At 60.7% G+C, this 17,363-nt stretch carries 11 protein-coding genes and 1 tRNA gene; 9 read left to right on the forward strand and 3 right to left on the reverse strand.

The window, feature by feature from the left end:
- Positions 1 to 154: 154 nt before the first annotated feature.
- Together PQR27_RS05420 and PQR27_RS05425 are read right to left on the reverse strand one after the other, a co-directional pair.
- Positions 155 to 1,087 carry a DUF1521 domain-containing protein gene (locus tag PQR27_RS05420; RefSeq protein ID WP_408522687.1) on the reverse strand — a complete coding sequence of 311 codons (933 nt, stop codon included), beginning with the start codon at positions 1,085 to 1,087 and terminating at the stop codon, positions 155 to 157.
- Between the two features lie 218 nt (positions 1,088 to 1,305).
- Positions 1,306 to 4,104 carry a hypothetical protein gene (locus tag PQR27_RS05425; RefSeq protein ID WP_408522688.1) on the reverse strand — a complete coding sequence of 933 codons (2,799 nt, stop codon included), beginning with the start codon at positions 4,102 to 4,104 and terminating at the stop codon, positions 1,306 to 1,308.
- A 699-nt stretch (positions 4,105 to 4,803) separates the two neighbouring features.
- On the opposite strand from PQR27_RS05425, the gene acs reads away from it, so the two are divergent.
- The 8 genes from acs (at position 4,804) to PQR27_RS05465 (ending at position 14,297) form a co-directional block, all read left to right on the forward strand.
- Complete coding sequence (gene acs / locus PQR27_RS05430) at positions 4,804 to 6,786, forward strand: acetate--CoA ligase (RefSeq protein WP_408522689.1); 1,983 nt, start codon at positions 4,804 to 4,806, stop codon at positions 6,784 to 6,786.
- Positions 6,787 to 6,856: 70 nt separating this feature from the next.
- The gene (locus tag PQR27_RS05435) at positions 6,857 to 7,216 is read left to right on the forward strand and encodes a DUF4212 domain-containing protein (RefSeq protein ID WP_408522690.1); all 360 of its coding nucleotides are present in this window, start codon (positions 6,857 to 6,859) and stop codon (positions 7,214 to 7,216) included.
- Between the two features lie 4 nt (positions 7,217 to 7,220).
- Positions 7,221 to 9,239 (forward strand): sodium:solute symporter family protein, encoded by a 2,019-nt coding sequence (locus tag PQR27_RS05440; protein WP_408522691.1) that lies wholly within the window; start codon positions 7,221 to 7,223, stop codon positions 9,237 to 9,239.
- 60 nt (positions 9,240 to 9,299) lie between these two features.
- Positions 9,300 to 9,390, forward strand: a tRNA-Ser gene (locus PQR27_RS05445).
- Between the two features lie 622 nt (positions 9,391 to 10,012).
- Entirely contained in the window at positions 10,013 to 11,368 is a 1,356-nt protein-coding gene (locus PQR27_RS05450) for an epoxide hydrolase family protein (protein ID WP_408522692.1), read from the forward strand.
- Between the two features lie 261 nt (positions 11,369 to 11,629).
- Entirely contained in the window at positions 11,630 to 12,742 is a 1,113-nt protein-coding gene (locus PQR27_RS05455; RefSeq protein WP_408522693.1) for a hypothetical protein, read from the forward strand.
- A gap of 135 nt (positions 12,743 to 12,877) precedes the next feature.
- Positions 12,878 to 13,480, forward strand: a complete 603-nt coding sequence (locus PQR27_RS05460) for a hypothetical protein (RefSeq protein WP_408522694.1) — start codon at positions 12,878 to 12,880, stop codon at positions 13,478 to 13,480.
- Positions 13,481 to 13,760: 280 nt separating this feature from the next.
- Positions 13,761 to 14,297, forward strand: a complete 537-nt coding sequence (locus tag PQR27_RS05465; protein WP_408522695.1) for a carboxymuconolactone decarboxylase family protein — start codon at positions 13,761 to 13,763, stop codon at positions 14,295 to 14,297.
- Between the two features lie 260 nt (positions 14,298 to 14,557).
- Here the strand turns inward: PQR27_RS05465 and PQR27_RS05470 are convergent, their stop codons facing one another.
- Positions 14,558 to 15,952, reverse strand: a complete 1,395-nt coding sequence (locus PQR27_RS05470; protein ID WP_408522696.1) for a dihydrolipoyl dehydrogenase — start codon at positions 15,950 to 15,952, stop codon at positions 14,558 to 14,560.
- A gap of 164 nt (positions 15,953 to 16,116) precedes the next feature.
- On the opposite strand from PQR27_RS05470, the gene PQR27_RS05475 reads away from it, so the two are divergent.
- Positions 16,117 to 17,097 (forward strand): AraC family transcriptional regulator, encoded by a 981-nt coding sequence (locus PQR27_RS05475; protein ID WP_408522697.1) that lies wholly within the window; start codon positions 16,117 to 16,119, stop codon positions 17,095 to 17,097.
- The last annotated feature ends 266 nt before the right edge of the window (positions 17,098 to 17,363 follow it).

Genomic DNA, 17,363 nt, shown 5'->3' on the forward strand with positions numbered 1-17,363 from the left:
TCGACGACGGGGCACAGGAAGTCCTCTGCCCTCCTGTTCCGGGCTTGATGCCGCACACGTTTGTCGATCGTGTGTGCGGCATCTATCGGGGACATTCGCTACAGTGGCTGTCCCCCGCTATGGGGCAGTGCGCTTGTTCGCTCGCGCGGTTCGCTTACGTGTTGGCCTTCCTGATATCGTCAGCCGTCAACTCCTTGCCGGTGGCCGGATTGATCCAGCCGCTGCCATCGCGGGCGGCCTGGACGGTGTAGCCGTCCGGCGTGGCGGCGTCGAGCGCGCGGCCGTTGCTGCTCTTCTGTATGTCGAGGCCCGCCTTGTTCTGCTCGCTCAGACCCGCGACCTGGTAGGCCTGATTGCCGTGGGTGATCGTCACCTGATCCGCGAACGAGACCGACTTGTTGTTCGCGGCCGGCTGGGTGCCGACCGTGACCTTGGTGTTGTCAGGCAGCATGAACGTCATCGGGCCGTTGAACATCGCAGTCGACGAGTTGGCGCCGTTGGCGTGCTGGGTGAGATGTGGATCACCCCAGATCTTCGTTGTATCGCCGGATTTCGTGTTGGTCATGACAATCGACGAATCGGCCTTGTTGAAGTCGAGCTTGTAGTTGCCCAGATCGATACTCGCCTTGTTGTTGGAAACCGTGGTGTTGCTCCACTGCGTCTGATCGCTCCCGCCCGAGCCCTTGCAGCCGCAGTCGTTGCGCGGCGGCGTGCGGTCGCCGCCGCGCGAGTTGTCGTTGCAGCGGTTGCCGCTGGTTGAACCGCTGCGGTCGCCATGATTGTCATTGCGCCCCCAGCTTGCCGGCTGCTGGTTTGCGGATTGACCGCGATTGCTGATGGTTCCCTGTGCGAAGAATGTGCTGCTTTGGCCATTCCCCGTGCTTTGGCTGAAGACGGAGAACGAGGCTGTGGAGAAGCCGCTCAGCATATTCGACATCTGCCCGGACGGGTTGCGGCTGCCATTGGATCCGGCGCCACGCGACAGCTGCGGCTGTGCGCCGCCGCCAAACAGGGCGTTCATGTTGCCCTGAAGCGAAAGATAAGGACTGTTGATTTGTGGATAGTTGATCTGTGTTGCTGCTTGCATGTCGATATTCCTGAAGTAATGGAGCCGGCCTGGCTGTGCAGTCGGAACCGCGTTGCCGACGGTATGAGGTGGGTTCCGCACATGAATAGTAGGGGCGGTGCCGCGGCCGCGGGCCTTACTTATATATGGGGTTGCACGCCGCCCCGCGGATTGACGTGTTGCACATGATGCGACGGGCGGCCTTATCGTGAGAGGCGCCCGTCGTGACCGCGCGCCTGTCACGCCGTCGAGGGTCCTGGCTGGTTGGGATCGCCGTGCGTCGGGTGCGGTGGCTGGTGGGGGTCGGGCGGGGTCGGGCGGACCGGTGGTGTCCGGGTCGGTTGGAGCACCGTATAGGCCCGTGTTGTTCCTGACGGATAGACCAGTTCCTGCATGCCTGTGTGGATGTTCTTCGCGTAGGTGGGTGTGTTGATCGGTACCTCGGTCAGACGAATGCCGATGCGGGGTGTCGACGAGCCGTCCCGGGAAGCCGCCGTGGCGATTTCATCGACTCTGAATACGGTGTTTGGCCGGAATAGCCATTCATGTTCCCCCGTGGCCAACGTGCTGATGTGTGGCACAAAGGGAGTCCCGGACTGCGACCGGATGTCGTAAAGGGCGAACGCATGCCCAGGGCTCGCTACAAAATCCCTGTCCGCCAGCGTTGCTTCTATGTATTCGCTGTTGCTGGCCGCGGACATGAAAGCCGGCGAATTGGTCACGTAGTCGCCCGGTGCAAACCTGCCCGTATAGTCCGACGGGACCTCCGAGATGCGAATCAGGCGACTCTCGCCCTCGGGCCTTGGCAGACCGCTCAGACCGGTCTGCAACGCTCGGGCGCGTCTGGCCGTGTCACTTTCATGGGTGCGGCTGTACAACTGCTGATTGAGGTCAAAATTGACGTCCTCGTAGCCGGAGCTGTCCGTCGAGTAGGTCTCGCTGACGTCAAGATACGTCCAGTTTCTAATGGCTCGTTGCTGCTCGCCGGAAAGGTTGTCGAATGCCGCTTTGTATCGATTGACGAACCCGGGGTCGTGGGGCCAGCGATCCGCCTCGGAGTGCCACGACGACGGATTGAGCGTTTGCTGCATTTCGGGGGAAGCTTGTGCGCCGCCCGGCGTGGAGACCTGGAAAGCCTCCGCGAACGGCGGTGCCTGTTCCGGTCCGGGAGGCGGCGCACCGTCGGGATTCATCATGCCGCCCTTGAGCCCGACATCGTTGTGGACCTGCCAGTTGCCCTGGGCATCCAGCCTGACCGGACATTGAGGCCGGTACGCGTTATCAGGTTGATACACGCGCCAGGTGCCGTTTTCATTGTCAAAGCGTGCGGAGTACGTTTTCCCTTCGCTGGTGATGTAGAACCGTCCCTTGTTGTCCGTCAGGATGCCTTTCTTGCCAGGGGCCGGTTTCAGCGTATCTGGCGCGAGCTTCACGACATAGTCTTCGGGCAAGTGCGGTGTTTCGCGGTTGATGCGCTGCGACGTCTCGGCGACGGCCGCGTCCATATTCAGGCCATGCGCATGGCGCTGCGGCCGCATGGTTTGCACGCTGTCCGTGCCTGCCGTGCCCGCCGGCGCGGATGAAGCTGAGGGGATGGCGATAGGGTCGTCGATCGTGGGGACCGGGGGCTTGGGTGCGCGCCCTTCAGAAGCCACTTTGGCGATGGTGGAAGCACCCTTTGCGGCCAGTCGCTCGGCGAACGCAGTCGCGCCTTCACCCACCACGAGTCCGAGCGCGCCGGAAGCCAGGTCGATGCCGAGCCGGGCGTTTTCCGACAGCGACGAGTGTGCGTCCAATACCGCTGAGAGCGGCGCGAACGGTGTCATGCCCAGCAGAAAACGGGCGGTGCCTTCGAGAATCTGCGTAGCCAGCTTTTCCCCGCGGGCGCGTGGTGTGATCGTATAGTCCTTGTAGGACGCGTCATGCAGCACGGCGTTGTACTGGTCCGCCAGATCGCGGACATAGTCAGGACCGGCCGGCGGCAGATTATTCAGAATGTCCAGATAGTCTTTCGCAGCGTCGACACCGTAGTCGTTCAGCTTCCGACCGGCCTCGAATGACCAGGCGGCCAGCTTGTCGTGCACCGCAGGATCGTCCCGCATGCGCTGCGTGAATGCCAGCAGCCGGCGGTCTGCCAGGTCGTCGCGGCCGGAGCCCGGATTGGCGCTGTACAACTGCCGGCCAATCAGCTCATAGCGCTTGCCAGGATTGCCAGTGACTGATTCGGCTTCGTGGATGATCCGGTCAACTTCCGCATTTGCTTCCTGCCATTTGCCGGCTTCCTGTGCGGTATGCTGCTCGATCGCTGTTGCGACCTTGTGCTGCAGATCGTTCTTTAGCCCGGCGGCCTCGGCGAAGTAGCGCTGGCGGGCTTCAGGCGTCGCGGCAGTGGTGAACTGGTCGCGCAGCCGCGTCAACTGGTCGAGTTGCTGCTGGTCGGCCGGCTGGGTCAGGTAGCCTGCGCCGACCGGATGGTTGAACATGCCCAGCGCCTGTTCGACCGGATCGTTGACTGCCGTGGTGAAGCGTGCGCGCAGCGCCTCGCCCAGTAGCGACAGTTGTTCATCGGCACGTTGACGTCCGTCGGCGTTCCTGCCGTCGCGGAACGCGACATCGATGGTCGCGAGAGCCCCCGCGTAGGCCTCCTGTTCGCCGCGCGGCAGCGCATAGAGCTGTGCCTGCATGTCGTTGGTTTTTTGCTCGAACTGCTGGATTTCGGGCGGCTGGCCCGTGAGGCTCCGCTCCAGGGCTGTGCCGAGCCGCGCCATATTCTCCTGGTCCTGATTGTTGTTGCGCGACAGGCGGGTCCCATTGGGAAGCGTCTGCAGGTCGTGCGCGTCAAGCAGGCGTACCAATTCGGCGCGTGTGGCGCCGGCCAGCAGAGGCGGCGTGGAGGACGCTTGCGAGCGGGCGCCCGAAGGGACGCCGGAGCCCGGCGCGGAAGATGCCGCCGTGGCAGGCTTCGCCAATTCCGGCGAATTGGCAGGTTGCGGTGAAGCCTGTGTCGAGGCCGCAGCAGGGTTGTCGGCCGCGCGCACGTACCGATGTACTGCGACGTCTGTGCCGCGTACGTATGATTGCGGCGACGCAAGTGGCAACCGTTCGTCGCCGCTCGGCTTGTACCGGTTGCTAACGGACGCCTGGCGGGCATCCGGCGGAACAGGCGAAGTGTCGCGGATAGCGGGTTGCTGCCGCGCTGGTGCTGGTGCCGGTGCCGCGCGCGGTGGGTCGGTGTCGCTGGTCGGTTCGCGATGCAGCGCTGTCAACGTAGCGCCGGCTGCGCTGCTGCTGGACGTCGTCGTCATATGAATCCTCCTTTTCCATGCACAGTAGAGAGCCCGCTCGATCCGGACTCGCGGATGAAGCCACTTGTGATGCCTGAATATGGAAACACCTCAGGTGCAACCCTGGGTGTCGATCCTGTATGACCGTGCGCTTTGCATGTCATGGCTGGGTGAAGTCCATGACAGGGCGGGAGAGCTTCAGCTAACATGGGAGACTTCGCGGACGCGAGGCGATGCCGGGACTGGGCGGCCTGTGTAAGTGCCGGGTAAGTTCCTGCCAGTATCGTGAGTGCGAACAAGTAACGGATTGCGCAGACGAAGCGGCGCTGTGCGCGCGCCCCCGTTGTCCGTGGCTCAGGAGACACGCGCCAGATCATTGCGCGCGGCATCACATGGCGCACCCCCGGGGCGCCGGCACAGGTTTTACGTTTCATCTTCACCAAGGGGTTGTCGATGTCTGCGATTGAATCGGTTCTTCAGGAACGCCGTGTTTTCCCGCCCTCCGCTGAAGCTGCGGCCGGTGCCACGATCTCCGGCATGGACGCATACCGTGCGCTGACCGCTGAGGCGGAACGCGATTACGAAGGTTTCTGGGGGCGCCTTGCCCGCGAAACGCTCAGCTGGAACAAGCCCTTCACCAAGGTACTCGACGAATCGAACGCGCCGTTCTACACGTGGTTCGAAGACGGGCAACTGAACGCTTCGTACAACAGCATCGATCGTCACGTGGAAGCCGGTAACGGCGAGCGTGTCGCGGTGATCTTCGAAGCTGACGACGGCACCGTGACCAACGTCACCTATCAGGATCTGCTGCAACGGGTGTCGCGCTTTGCGAACGCGCTGAAGTCGCGCGGCGTGAAGAAGGGCGATCGCGTCGTGATCTATATGCCGATGTCGATTGAAGGCATCGTCGCGATGCAGGCTTGCGCGCGGATCGGCGCCACGCATTCGGTGGTGTTCGGCGGCTTCTCGTCGAAGTCGCTCAACGAGCGGCTGGTCGACGTGGGCGCGGTCGCGCTCGTGACCTCCGACGAACAGATGCGCGGCGGCAAGGCTCTGCCGCTAAAGAATATCGCCGACGAAGCCATCGCCATGGGCGGCTGCGACGCGGTGAAGAGCGTGATCGTCTATCAGCGCACCGGCGGCAAGGTCGCATGGAACGAAGGCCGCGACCTGTGGATGCACGAACTCACGCAGGCCGAATCGGATCAGTGCGCGCCCGAGTGGGTTGGCGCCGAGCATCCGCTCTTCATTCTCTATACGTCTGGTTCCACCGGCAAGCCAAAGGGTGTGCAGCACAGCACCGGCGGCTATCTGCTGTGGGCCGCGCAGACCATGAAGTGGACCTTCGACTGGAAGCCCACCGATGTCTTCTGGTGTACCGCCGACATTGGCTGGATCACCGGCCATAGCTACATCACGTACGGCCCGTTGACACTGGGCGGCACCCAGGTCGTGTTCGAAGGCGTGCCGACGTACCCGGACGCCGGCCGCTTCTGGGACATGATCGCCAGGCACAAGGTCTCGCTGTTCTATACGGCGCCTACCGCGATCCGCTCGTTGATCAAATACGCCGAAGCGGACGAGAAGGTGCATCCGAAAAGCTACGACCTATCCACGCTGCGCATCATCGGCACGGTGGGCGAGCCGATCAATCCGGAAGCATGGGTCTGGTATCACGAGAACGTCGGCGGCGGCCGCTGCCCGATCGTCGATACGTGGTGGCAAACGGAAACCGGTGGTCACATGATCACGCCGCTGCCGGGCGCCACGCCGCTGGTGCCGGGTTCGTGCACGCTGCCGTTGCCGGGCATCATGGCTGCGGTGGTCGATGAAACCGGTCAGGACGTGCCGAACGGGCAGGGCGGCATTCTGGTGATGAAGCGCCCGTGGCCGTCGATGCTGCGTAACGTATGGGGCGATCCGGACCGTTACAAGAAGAGCTACTTCCCCGACGAGCTCGGCGGCAAGCTGTACCTCGCCGGCGACGGCGCGGTGCGCGACAAGGAAACCGGCTACTTCACGATCATGGGCCGTATCGACGACGTGCTCAACGTCTCGGGTCACCGGCTCGGCACGATGGAGATCGAATCGGCGCTGGTGTCGAACCCGCTCGTCGCGGAAGCCGCGGTGGTCGGCCGTCCCGACGATACGACCGGTGAAGCCGTATGCGCCTTCGTCGTGCTCAAGCGTGCGCGTCCGGAAGGCGAGGAAGCCGCGAAGATCGCCAACGAGTTGCGGACATGGGTGGGCAAGGAGATCGGTCCGATCGCCAAGCCGAAGGACATCCGCTTCGGCGAGAACCTGCCGAAAACGCGTTCGGGCAAGATCATGCGGCGTCTGTTGCGCTCCCTCGCGAAGGGTGAGGAAATTACCCAGGACGTCTCCACGCTGGAGAACCCGGCCATTCTCGATCAGCTCGGCGAGTCGCTCTGACGCCGAGGTTCGAAGCCACCGGGCGGTCAATCCCGATTGCCTGTCCGGTGGCTTTTTGATACATAGGCGCATGGCCGCGCCGCACCCACCCTCTCACGCTACGCTGAATCCCGTGCCCGAACCGCCTGCGGTCTCGGCAGCGATGGCGCGTGCGCATCAGAAGTACTGGCGTTTCAACCTCGCGTTGATCGCCACCTTGATGACCGTGGGCTTCGTGGTCTCGTTCGTCTTGCCATTGGCCGCGCCCGCGCTGGCGCAGGTGCGCTTCGGCGGCTTCCGGCTGCCGTTCTACCTCGGCGCGCAGGGCGCGATTCTGCTGTACGTCGGCTTGATCGTCGTCTATATCGTGCTGATGCAGTTCGCGGATCGTCGCCTGCAACGCGCCTTCGATTCCGACGCCAGCGCTGCGTCCAGCGAGCGGGGATACTGAGCCGATGAAGCTTACGCATCGGCTGATCCGTTCATACGCCCTCTATACGCTTGGCTTCCTGCTCTTCATCTATGTGATGTGGCGCATCGAGCGCACCACGGGCCCCGGCGTATGGATCGGGTATGTCTTCCTGTTCGTGCCGATTGCGGTGTATGCGGTGATCGGCCTGCTGTCGCGCACATCCGATCTGGTCGAATACTACGTGGCGGGGCGGCGCGTGCCGTCCGCCTTCAATGGCATGGCGACCGCCGCGGACTGGCTCTCCGCTGCGTCGTTCATCGGTCTGGCCGGGTCGATCTATGCAACCGGCTATGACGGCCTTGCGTATCTGATGGGCTGGACCGGTGGCTATTGCCTTGTGGCGTTTCTGCTCGCGCCATACGTGCGCAAGCTCGCGCGTTACACGATTCCCGACTTCCTCGGCACGCGCTTTTCGAGCAACGCCGTGCGTGGGCTGGCGGCGCTGGCGGCGATTCTGTGCTCGTTCGTCTATCTGGTCGCGCAGATCCAGGGCGTCGGACTGATCGCGACGCGTTTTATCGGCGTCGACTTCGCAGTCGGCATTTTCTGTGGACTCGCGGGCATTCTGGTCTGTTCGTTTCTGGGTGGCATGCGTGCTGTCACGTGGACGCAGGTGGCGCAATACATCATCCTGATCGCGGCGATCCTGATTCCCGTGTCGATGATCGCGCATAAGGACGGTCTTGGCTGGGTGCCGCAATTCAACTACGGCCGTCTGATGGAGCGCGTCGAAGCGTTGGAGAAGCAGGTGCGCGATGCGCCGTCGGAGCAGACCGTGCGCGACGACTATCGGCGGCGCGCCGAGCTGATGCAGATACGGCTCGACACGTTGCCGCAATCGTTCGTCGATGAGAAGCAACGTTTGGCGCAGGAGGTGGCGGACTTGCGGCGCCACAACGGCCCGCTGCGCGAGATCAAGGAGCGCGAGCGGGCGCTCGAACAGTTTCCACGCGACGCTGCCGCCGCGCAGATCGTCTGGACCCAGCGCCGCGACGAGATGTTAATGCGTGCCGCTCCGCCCGTGCCGATGCACGAACCGTTTCCTGCCAATGGCGAGGAAGACCGACGCACTCATGAGCGCAATTTTCTGTCGCTCCTGCTGTGCCTTTCGCTTGGCACGGCGAGCTTGCCGCATATCCTGACGCGCTACAACACGACAACCTCCGTGGCGTCCGCGCGGCGCTCGGTCGGCTGGACGCTATTCTTCGTCGCAGTCTTTTATCTGACGGTGCCGGTGCTCGCGGTGCTGATCAAGTACGAGATCCTGAGCAATCTGGTGGGGCATCACTTTGCCGATTTGCCGCAGTGGCTCACGCAATGGCGCCGGGTCGAACCGAGTCTGATCAGCCTGGCTGATACGAATGGCGACGGCATCGTGCGCTGGAGCGAGATCCAGATGCAGCCGGATATGGTTGTGCTCGCCGCACCCGAGATCGCGGGCCTGCCGTACGTGATGTCCGGGCTGATCGCAGCGGGCGCACTGGCGGCCGCGCTCTCCACCGCGGACGGCTTGCTGCTGACGATCGCCAATGCGTTGTCGCACGACGTCTACTATCACATGGTCGACCCGTCGGCATCGAGCCAGCGACGCGTGACGATCTCGAAGATTCTGCTGTTGGGGGTGGCGTTGTTCGCCTCGTATGTGGCGTCGCTCAATACCGGGAATATCCTGTTTCTGGTGGGCGCGGCGTTTTCGCTGGCGGCCTCGAGCCTGTTTCCGGTGCTGGTGCTCGGCGTGTTCTGGAAACGCACCACGCGGCTTGGCGCCGTGGCGGGCATGGTGGCGGGGCTCGTGGTGTGCATCTATTACATCGTATCGACGTATCCGTTCTTTACGCAGATGACGGGCTTCGCGGGCGCGCGGTGGTTTGGCATCGAACCCATCAGCTCAGGCGTGTTCGGCGTGCCGGCGGGGTTTCTGGTGGCGATCGGCGTGAGCCTGATCGACCGTAAACCTGACGCGTATACGCGGGCGCTGGTGGACTATATTCGGCATCCGTAGGCGGCTTTACGCACGGGAGTGGCGCAGGGCGCGAAGTTTGCTATAATTCGGCTCCCCGCCGGAGAGATGGATGAGCGGTTTAAGTCGCACGCCTGGAAAGCGTGTATAGGTTAATAACCTATCCGGGGTTCGAATCCCCGTCTCTCCGCCAGAACATATTCCGAGCTAGTTGGATAAGATTCGGAGAAAAAAGCCCGTTGAACTCAAGGTTCAACGGGTTTTTTTTCGCCCATAGAGTCCGAGGTGGTTCATTGCAATCCAGAACGCCGAGGGATATTTTGGGCGGTACGCTCACCTGCCCAAACACAAGATACCCCCGCGTGCCGCTGACCGGACTGTAAATCCGTAAAGCAAAACCTTCCGACAAACCCCGCAAACTCGTTGATGGTGGCGGGCTCTATCTGCTGGTCAACCAGGCAGGCAAGTAGTGGTGCTGGATGTGGCGTGGGAAGACCCATAGCCCATCATCGCGGACGTCCGCGATTCCTTCCGCACGTTGACCTGACCCCTGTCTTTGACCGGAGCGCATGTGCGCGCAGCGCCAGGACAAAACCATTGCGTGCGAACACAGCACTCCTTTGTACCGCAATTTATCCGAAGCGGGAGTTGACACACATGCACACAAAAAGCCGTCATTCTCGACACATGCGAGATATATCCGCGCGCTCCAATACGGTCACCGGGCGTTGAACTCCTGTCGCAATGCTTCGACGACTCGTGAGGCCATGTCGCCCTTGACTATGAAGCTGTATTTGTAATCAATCGGAGGTTTTATGTCAGACAACCGCTCTCCCCAATCGTCATCTCGCCGCCATTTCGTCGGTGTAGCGGCTGCCGCCATTGCTTCGGGCTCACTGAGCCAGTTCGCGTTCGCAGAAACAAATTCGACGCTTACCCAAGTCGCCCGATCGGCCGACGGCGATAACGCAGCTATTCGTCCGCTTCGCGTGCATGTGCCGGAATCGAAACTCGTCGAATTACGGCGGCGCATCAAGGCGACGCGGTGGCCTGAACGCGAGACGGTCACCGACGATTCGCAAGGCGTGCCGCTCGCCATGGTCCAGGAATTGGCGCGCCACTGGTCGACGGATTATGACTGGCGCAAATGCGAAGCCAGGCTTAATTCGCTACCGCAGTATCTGACGGAGATCGACGGGCTTGACATTCATTTCATTCACGTCCGTTCGAAGCACGGAAATGCCATGCCGCTCATCGTTACGCACGGCTGGCCAGGCTCGGTGATCGAACAGTTCAAAATCATCGAGCCGTTGACCAATCCCACGGCCTACGGCGGCAATGCGGCCGACGCGTTTCATCTGGTCATTCCGTCTTTGCCAGGCTACGGATTTTCAGGCAAACCGACGTCGACCGGTTGGGGCCCCGAACGCACGGCGCGCGCGTGGGTGATACTGATGAAGCGGCTTGGGTACGAAAAATTTGCTGCTCAAGGTGGCGATCTAGGCGGCGTGGTCTGTAACGTAATGGCCAAGCAGGCGCCGCCGGAACTATTGGGCATTCATGTCAACTTCCCTGCGACCATTCCACCGGATATCGGCAAGGCGCTTCAAGCCGGCGATCCGCCTCCCGCCGATCTTTCCAGTGACGAAAAGCACGCTTACGAGCAGCTAGCCAGCGCTGCGATGAAGCGACGCGCCTATGCTCTCGAGATGGGCACACGTCCGCAAACGCTATACGGACTGTCGGACTCGCCCATTGCGCTGGCGGGCTGGCTCCTCGATCACGGTGACGGATATGTGCAGCCCGCGGCGGCGCTAACCTCCGCTGTGTTCGGGCACACCGTCAATGGTGAAACCGCGGGCGAATTGACACGAAACGATGTTCTCGACGACATCACTTTGTATTGGCTAACGAACACGGGGATTTCCGCAGCGCGCTTCTATTGGGAGTCTCACTTCAACTTCCTCGCTGCCGCCGATGTGTCCGTTCCCGCAGCAGTGAGTGTCTTTCCCCGCGAGAATTATCAAGCCCCGCGAAGTTGGACGGAGCGCGCGTATCACAACCTCGTTTACTACAACAGACTCGATAAAGGCGGCCACTTCGCAGCTTGGGAGCAGCCGCAGTTGTTTGCCGAGGAGGTTCGCGCGGGGTTAAGGCCACTGCGTCAATAGCCGTCGTCGGAAGCATCTGCGTAAGCCTCACATGGCTACCAATGCGAAGCGGCGAACGAGCAGAGGTGCACTTCAGTGGCGAGTTGCAAAGAGCCGTGACCAAATGCAAGCAGGTCACGGCTGCAATGCGATCGGCTTACTTTTTTCGACACCGCACAAAGCCTCCCCGCCCCAGGGAAAGATGTATGTCGCCAGTCTCGTCGTACACACCTAAAGTTTCTCTCCTTTGATCCGTAATATAAACGTTGGCCCGTTGAAAACATGGGCCGCTGTGTGCCGGAGTTTTCGGCACCGGACGGCGGTCGTTGTTCGAAGAGTGCCACGTATCTCAACCTGGTCGACTTTATGGTGATTATGAAAAAAACCTTCGTACTTCTTCTTGGCTTGGCAGCGTCGCTTTCTCAAGCACAAGCAAAGGATATTCGAGACGAACTCAATATTCAGACAGGCAAGGCGCAACTGGTCATCACTGACGTGACGCCGCAGCAGGCCGCGGAGCAGGTAAAAGACGCCATTAGCCAGTTCGCCATTCCGACGAGCTTGAATTACCACCCGATTCCGTCGCCGTTGCCAGTCAGGCCGGGCTCCCCGGTCGAGAAACAGGTTGTTGTTCAGGGAACCCCTGCAACCGACTATTCGTGCGAAGGCTCTTACGCGGAAATCACAAAAACGCCCCCTCCGGTGCAGAACGCTTTTTACTTCAACCGCGAGACGCTGCGCGTCTGCTTGTATGCCTTCCAGGGCGGCGTGAAAGTGGAAATGATTTTTGACGTCATACGCAAGACGGAGTCTTTGACTGGTGGCTTGTTTAATGGCATTACGAAAGCAATTCGTGGTAGCGACGGCGAACGAATTGCTGGTCAGCTCAAAGAAAATATTGGAGAAATCAAGAAGAAACTTCCCACCACGTTGGTAGCGCGCATTGACGCCCCCGGTCTGCCGGTCGACGAACCCGATAAGGAGGCCGTGGCGAAATTGATTCCGCCTCTAACCGAGGCGGAGTTGGCGGCTCAAGCCCAACGTAGTGCTGCTCCTGTGGCTGCTGCGCCGCAACCTCAGGCTGCACAAGCGCAAATGGATGGCGGCGTTGACCTTTCTTTGCTGGGTGCACGCAAGGAACTCACAGCGATGGGTTTCAAATTCTATGACCAGGACCAGTTTGTGGATGCCGCTCGCCGCAATGATTTCCTGACGGTTCGCCTTTTTCTGGCGGCTGCAGCCATCCATCCAGGGACCCCGGACAGCAAAGGCGCTACTGCATTGAGCTTCGCAAAAGACAACACCGAAATGAAATTCTTTTTGACTGAATTTGTTGAGGCCGAGAAGCAGGGCCAATACCCGGGCAAAATTGGCGAGGCTGTTCTGTCGAAATAAAATCTGCATTAGAACCTCAAATCCCGCTCGAGATGGTCTGGGCGCGATTTGAGGAGTGTGCGTGGTGCAAATATCGAATTGATATAAATCTCATCAATTCCAGAATTTCATAAATAATTCGGCGAGCAAATAGACATGAATTCAAGAATAAGGGCCGTGTTTTTCCTCCTCACTTTTTTAGCCGTGCTGGTTGGATGTTCAAATCAACCAAGCTCCAGTGATGCAAAAAAGGATGCCGAGGAGGTTGCGAGGGCGGATATTCCAAGCGAGGCGGCTTTTTCCGTTGCTGATCTGGTGCGCGAAAACGGATGGGATGAGGGCGGAGAGTACAAAATCCACTTCACCTATAATCTGGTAACAACGGTTGATTACCCGAATCTGGTCGTCGCTCTTTTGAAAAAGAGTGTGGTGGAAATCAAGGGTATGCCAAAGGCGGACCGTTCTGCGTTGGTTGTGCAGGTTGGTCTTACTTCGATGCTTTCGGGCATGTCGTCGGATGCGCCTGATGTCAAGGCAGAATTGGACTCGTATAAAAACTTTCCGGCGATTGTTGATTACATTCGAGGGAATAAAGATTTTCAGGATGATTCCGAGTTGCTGGTTTCTGCGACATACTTAACGACCAATGTATTGCGCGATTACAATATCCGACAGGGGACTCCTGCTAGTACAAAAATTCCGCGCCAAGTCACCTTTACATACAGGAAAACTGAAAAGGGCTGGCAGAAAATCAGTTAAACCAGGAGCGGAGAATTAGATGAGTGTGCGCGCCGCACTCACTGGCGTTGCTAATGTTCTTCGACAACCTAAAGCAAACTGCACTGGCGGCGGGTCGAAAAGTAAGTTGACGATGTGCAAGCCGCGTCTGTGCCGACACCGCGGCTCGATAGCCCCTGTTGATACGTTCGAGCATGAATCCGCACGTTTGGGGCATTAAGCAAAGTGACCGGGCTCTCTAAACTGACCTCCATGCCATACGACATGGCTAGCAACTCAACCCGGAGTCAAGGAGTCCATCATGTCCCGTCTCACTACGATCAGCCCGGAAGTCGCCACTGGCGCCGCCGCAGACATCTACGCGAAAATCAGAAAGGCAGTCGGCAAGGTGCCGAATGCGTATGCTACGGTCGGAACGCACAGCCCTGCAGCGCTCGGTGCGCTGTTGTCTCTTGATGGCGTAGTCGGTAGCAGCAGCCTCGCGAAGGCCGATATTGAAGTGATCAAGCTCGCTGTCAGCGAAGTCGCTGGTTGTGATTATTGTGTCGCCGCCCATACCCTCATGGGTAAGTTCGCGGGTCTTTCGCCGGAAGTGATGAAGCGGGTTCGCGCAGGTAGCGCGACCGGTGACGCGAAGCGCGATGCGCTGGTGCGTTTCGTACGTGTGCTGGTGGACACGCGCGGCACGGTTGCCGCTTCAGAGCTTGCCGCTGTGCGCGAAGCCGGCTACACGGAACAGCAAGTCATTGAAGTGTGTCTGGCTGTCGCGTCCATCACGTTCACGAACCTCGTGAACCGCGTGAACGATACGACGCTGGATTTTCCAGCAGTCGCGTAAATTCGTGGAGTGGGTCTGCCGCCATCGAAAGATGGCGGCTTAAATGCAGGGAGGCTCCCGGAGCCTCCCTGTTGCGTTTTGATTTCCGCCAAAATTTGCCGTGACGTTCTGCTCACTACCCTCAGTGAGTGTCGGCATCCAAATGGGCGTTGTTGAAGAGCTAAACCGTGACGTGTTGTGACGGCGGTGCCGGCATTGCGCGAGGGCACCGCCCGATCGAATCCAGTGGTTCGGCCGACGGGAATGTCGGCCGACCTCCACTAGGCGCTTTGCAATGCTGCCGCTGCGTTGCGCAACGCGGTGCGCAGCCCTTCCTCGACCACCGGATGATAGAAAGGCATTTCCAGCATGGTGTCGACAGTCAGCTTCATCTGCAACGCCCATGCGAGCAGGTGGGCGATATGCTCGGCATCCGGCCCGATCCATTCGGCGCCGAGAAACTGCCGGCTGGTCCTATCGACATAGACATGCATCAGACCGCGGTTCTTCAACATGACACGGCTGCGGCCCTGGTCCTCGAAACTCACTTCGCCGACGACGAACGTATCTGGCGCAAGATCGACATGCCGCGCGCCCACCATGGCGATGCCGGGGTCCGAGAACAGGACCGAAATCGCCGCGCGGCGTACGAGGGGTTGGACGTCGGGAAAGCGTGCCGCGTTGGCGCCGGCAGAGCGGCCTTCGTCCGCGGCCTCGTGCAGCAGCGGCAGCACATCGTTAGCATCGCCAGCAATGAACACAGGGTGAGAGCCTGCCTGCAAAGTCAGCGGGTCGTAGATCGGATAGCCGTGGCTATCCAGCGCGAGCGACGTGTTTTCGAGGCCAAGCCGCTCGAAGTTCGGCTTGCGGCCAGCGGTCACGAGGACATAGTCGAAGGTGTCCTGCACGAGTTCACCCGTCCCGGTCCGGAACAGAATGTGTGCGGCGTCGCCTTGACGCACGACGGCTTCGATACTGGCGTCTGCTTCATAACGAAACGACTTGCTGAAGGTTTCCTTGGTGTACGCCTTGATGGCAGGGTCGGTAAGCGGACCGACACGCCCGCGCGCCCCCAGCACCGTAACGTCGACGCCGAGGTGAGCGAGTGCCTGCCCCAGTTCGAGACCAATCACCCCAGCCCCCACAACCGCGATTTTGCGCGGCAGGTCCGACCATTCGAATACGTCGTCGTTGATGATGGCGAGTTCGCCAAGCGCCTTGAACCTCGACGGCACGACAGGTGTGGATCCGGTCGCAATCACAATACTGCGAGCCCGCACGCGGGTATGGTCGCCGACCTGAAGCAAGCCGTCGTCGATGAACCGCGCGTAGCCCGTCAGCTTGTCTTCAGACGGAATCGCGTTCACGCTATCGAGAACGAATCCCACCAGCCGGTCGCGCTCGCTCTTCACGCGTTGCATGACTTCGCGCCCATCGACGCGTACCACGCCGTCAATGTGCACGCCGAAGGGCGCCGTATGCGACGCGGCATGCGCCGCTTCGGCGGCCGCGATGAGCAGCTTGGACGGCATACAACCGACGCGGGCGCAGGTGGTGCCGTGCGGCCCGCCCTCGATCAGAATGGCGGATGCGCCAGCCGCCTTCGCTGCGCGATAGGCCGGCAGTCCGGCACTCCCGGCGCCGATCACAGCGACATCGACCTGAACAGTTTTCATGATTGCCTCGACAGGGGATAAGTGCGGTGGAAGCAGGACAGTGCATTCGCTCAGGCCCGCGGGCGCTCAGGTAGAATCGTTCTGCTTTCGTTGCAGCTACTCTATGTCGATGCGCCCACGGTGCTAAGGCTCAACAGGCGCAAGAATATGCTCAAGCGGCTCATATGGATCTGCTCAGTCGAGTCCTTTCCCTGATTCCAGTTAGTGGACTTCTGGACGTGCGTTGTCACTTCGGTGCGCCATGGGCAATATCCCAGGGCAATGCCGCCGTCCGCGAAATCCCTTATCACGTGCTTCTGTCGGGCAACGCCGTGCTGGAGTATGGAGATGGGCCGCCCGAACAACTGGTGGCGGGCGATATCATTGTGTTTCCGGCCGGCGGCGCGCACCGGATTCACGATGGCAGTGGAGAGTCCGAGTCTCCACTCGTCATGCGGCAAGGTGTGTCGTTAGTGATTGCAGAGAACGAAGGTTCCGGCGCGCACGCCGACATTCTCTGCGGTCGCTTTCTTGTCGGCGCGGTGCCTGACCGCCTCTTGCGTGACCATCTGCCGGACCGGCTCGTTGTCCGTAGCGCGCACACCCAAATTAACGGGGCCAATGGAATCGATGGCGACGTGGATGGCGCCGCGCAGACGGTCGCGGGTACGCGCCTCGCGCGCCTGATCGAGCTGATGCGGGAAGAGGCGAGCGATGAAGGCCCTGGAAGCGAGACGCTCATCAGTCATCTGTCAGCTGCGCTTTTCGCACTGATGTTGCGCTTTGCCAGCGCAGGGCCGCGGCCGCCGCACGGCCTGCTTGCGCTGGCGGGGCGGCCGCGTTTGCAGGCAGCCGTGACGGCCATGTTCGAGTCCCCTGAAAAGCCCTGGACGCTCGATCAGTTCGCGGCGTTGTGCAATATGTCGAGGGCCACGTTCGTGCGTCAGTTTCAGGAGGCGATCGGACGTTCCGCTACGGACGTGCTAACGGAAGTGCGCATGACACTCGCCGGCCGCACCCTGTTGCAAACCGGTCTCGGCGTTGCGGAGATCGGGGAAATGGTCGGCTATCAGTCCGATGCCGCATTCCAGCGTATTTTCAAACGCCTCATCGGTGTGACGCCCGCGAGGTATCGCGCGGCAGGCGGCAACGTTCAGGCATCCTAGACCCCCGCCGCGTGCGAGACTGCGCGGCGCATCCATTCAATTCCCCCATTTCGCTTTGTCCCGGCAGACGCCCTTCGTGGGCGGTCGCTGACGGGAAACCCGTTCGTGGAAAGAAACGACCGGGCAGGAAAACCCGTGCAAGAAAAATGTCGGTGTGGTTAAGCATTGAGCCGATCGAGCATCTTGATGAGCCGTTGCGCCATTCGCGCCGAGGGAGCTGACTTTTATAGTTGAGCCATCCCGTCGCCGACGGCACTTTGTTCAAG

Source organism: Paraburkholderia fungorum (assembly GCF_046027215.1).
Classification (GTDB): Bacteria; Pseudomonadota; Gammaproteobacteria; order Burkholderiales; family Burkholderiaceae; genus Paraburkholderia; species Paraburkholderia fungorum_D.

Bases quoted from the DNA above. Each gene is read 5' to 3' on its own strand.
- PQR27_RS05440 (WP_408522691.1), top strand. From the start codon at position 7,221: ATGAAGCTTACGCATCGGCTGATCCGTTCATACGCCCTCTATACGCTT.
- PQR27_RS05475 (WP_408522697.1), top strand. From the start codon at position 16,117: ATGGATCTGCTCAGTCGAGTCCTTTCCCTGATTCCAGTTAGTGGACTT.
- PQR27_RS05455 (WP_408522693.1), top strand. From the start codon at position 11,630: ATGGGCCGCTGTGTGCCGGAGTTTTCGGCACCGGACGGCGGTCGTTGT.
- PQR27_RS05450 (WP_408522692.1), top strand. From the start codon at position 10,013: ATGTCAGACAACCGCTCTCCCCAATCGTCATCTCGCCGCCATTTCGTC.
- PQR27_RS05435 (WP_408522690.1), top strand. From the start codon at position 6,857: ATGGCCGCGCCGCACCCACCCTCTCACGCTACGCTGAATCCCGTGCCC.
- PQR27_RS05465 (WP_408522695.1), top strand. From the start codon at position 13,761: ATGTCCCGTCTCACTACGATCAGCCCGGAAGTCGCCACTGGCGCCGCC.
- PQR27_RS05470 (WP_408522696.1), bottom strand. From the start codon at position 15,952: ATGAAAACTGTTCAGGTCGATGTCGCTGTGATCGGCGCCGGGAGTGCC.
- PQR27_RS05420 (WP_408522687.1), bottom strand. From the start codon at position 1,087: ATGCAAGCAGCAACACAGATCAACTATCCACAAATCAACAGTCCTTAT.
- PQR27_RS05460 (WP_408522694.1), top strand. From the start codon at position 12,878: ATGAATTCAAGAATAAGGGCCGTGTTTTTCCTCCTCACTTTTTTAGCC.
- acs (WP_408522689.1), top strand. From the start codon at position 4,804: ATGTCTGCGATTGAATCGGTTCTTCAGGAACGCCGTGTTTTCCCGCCC.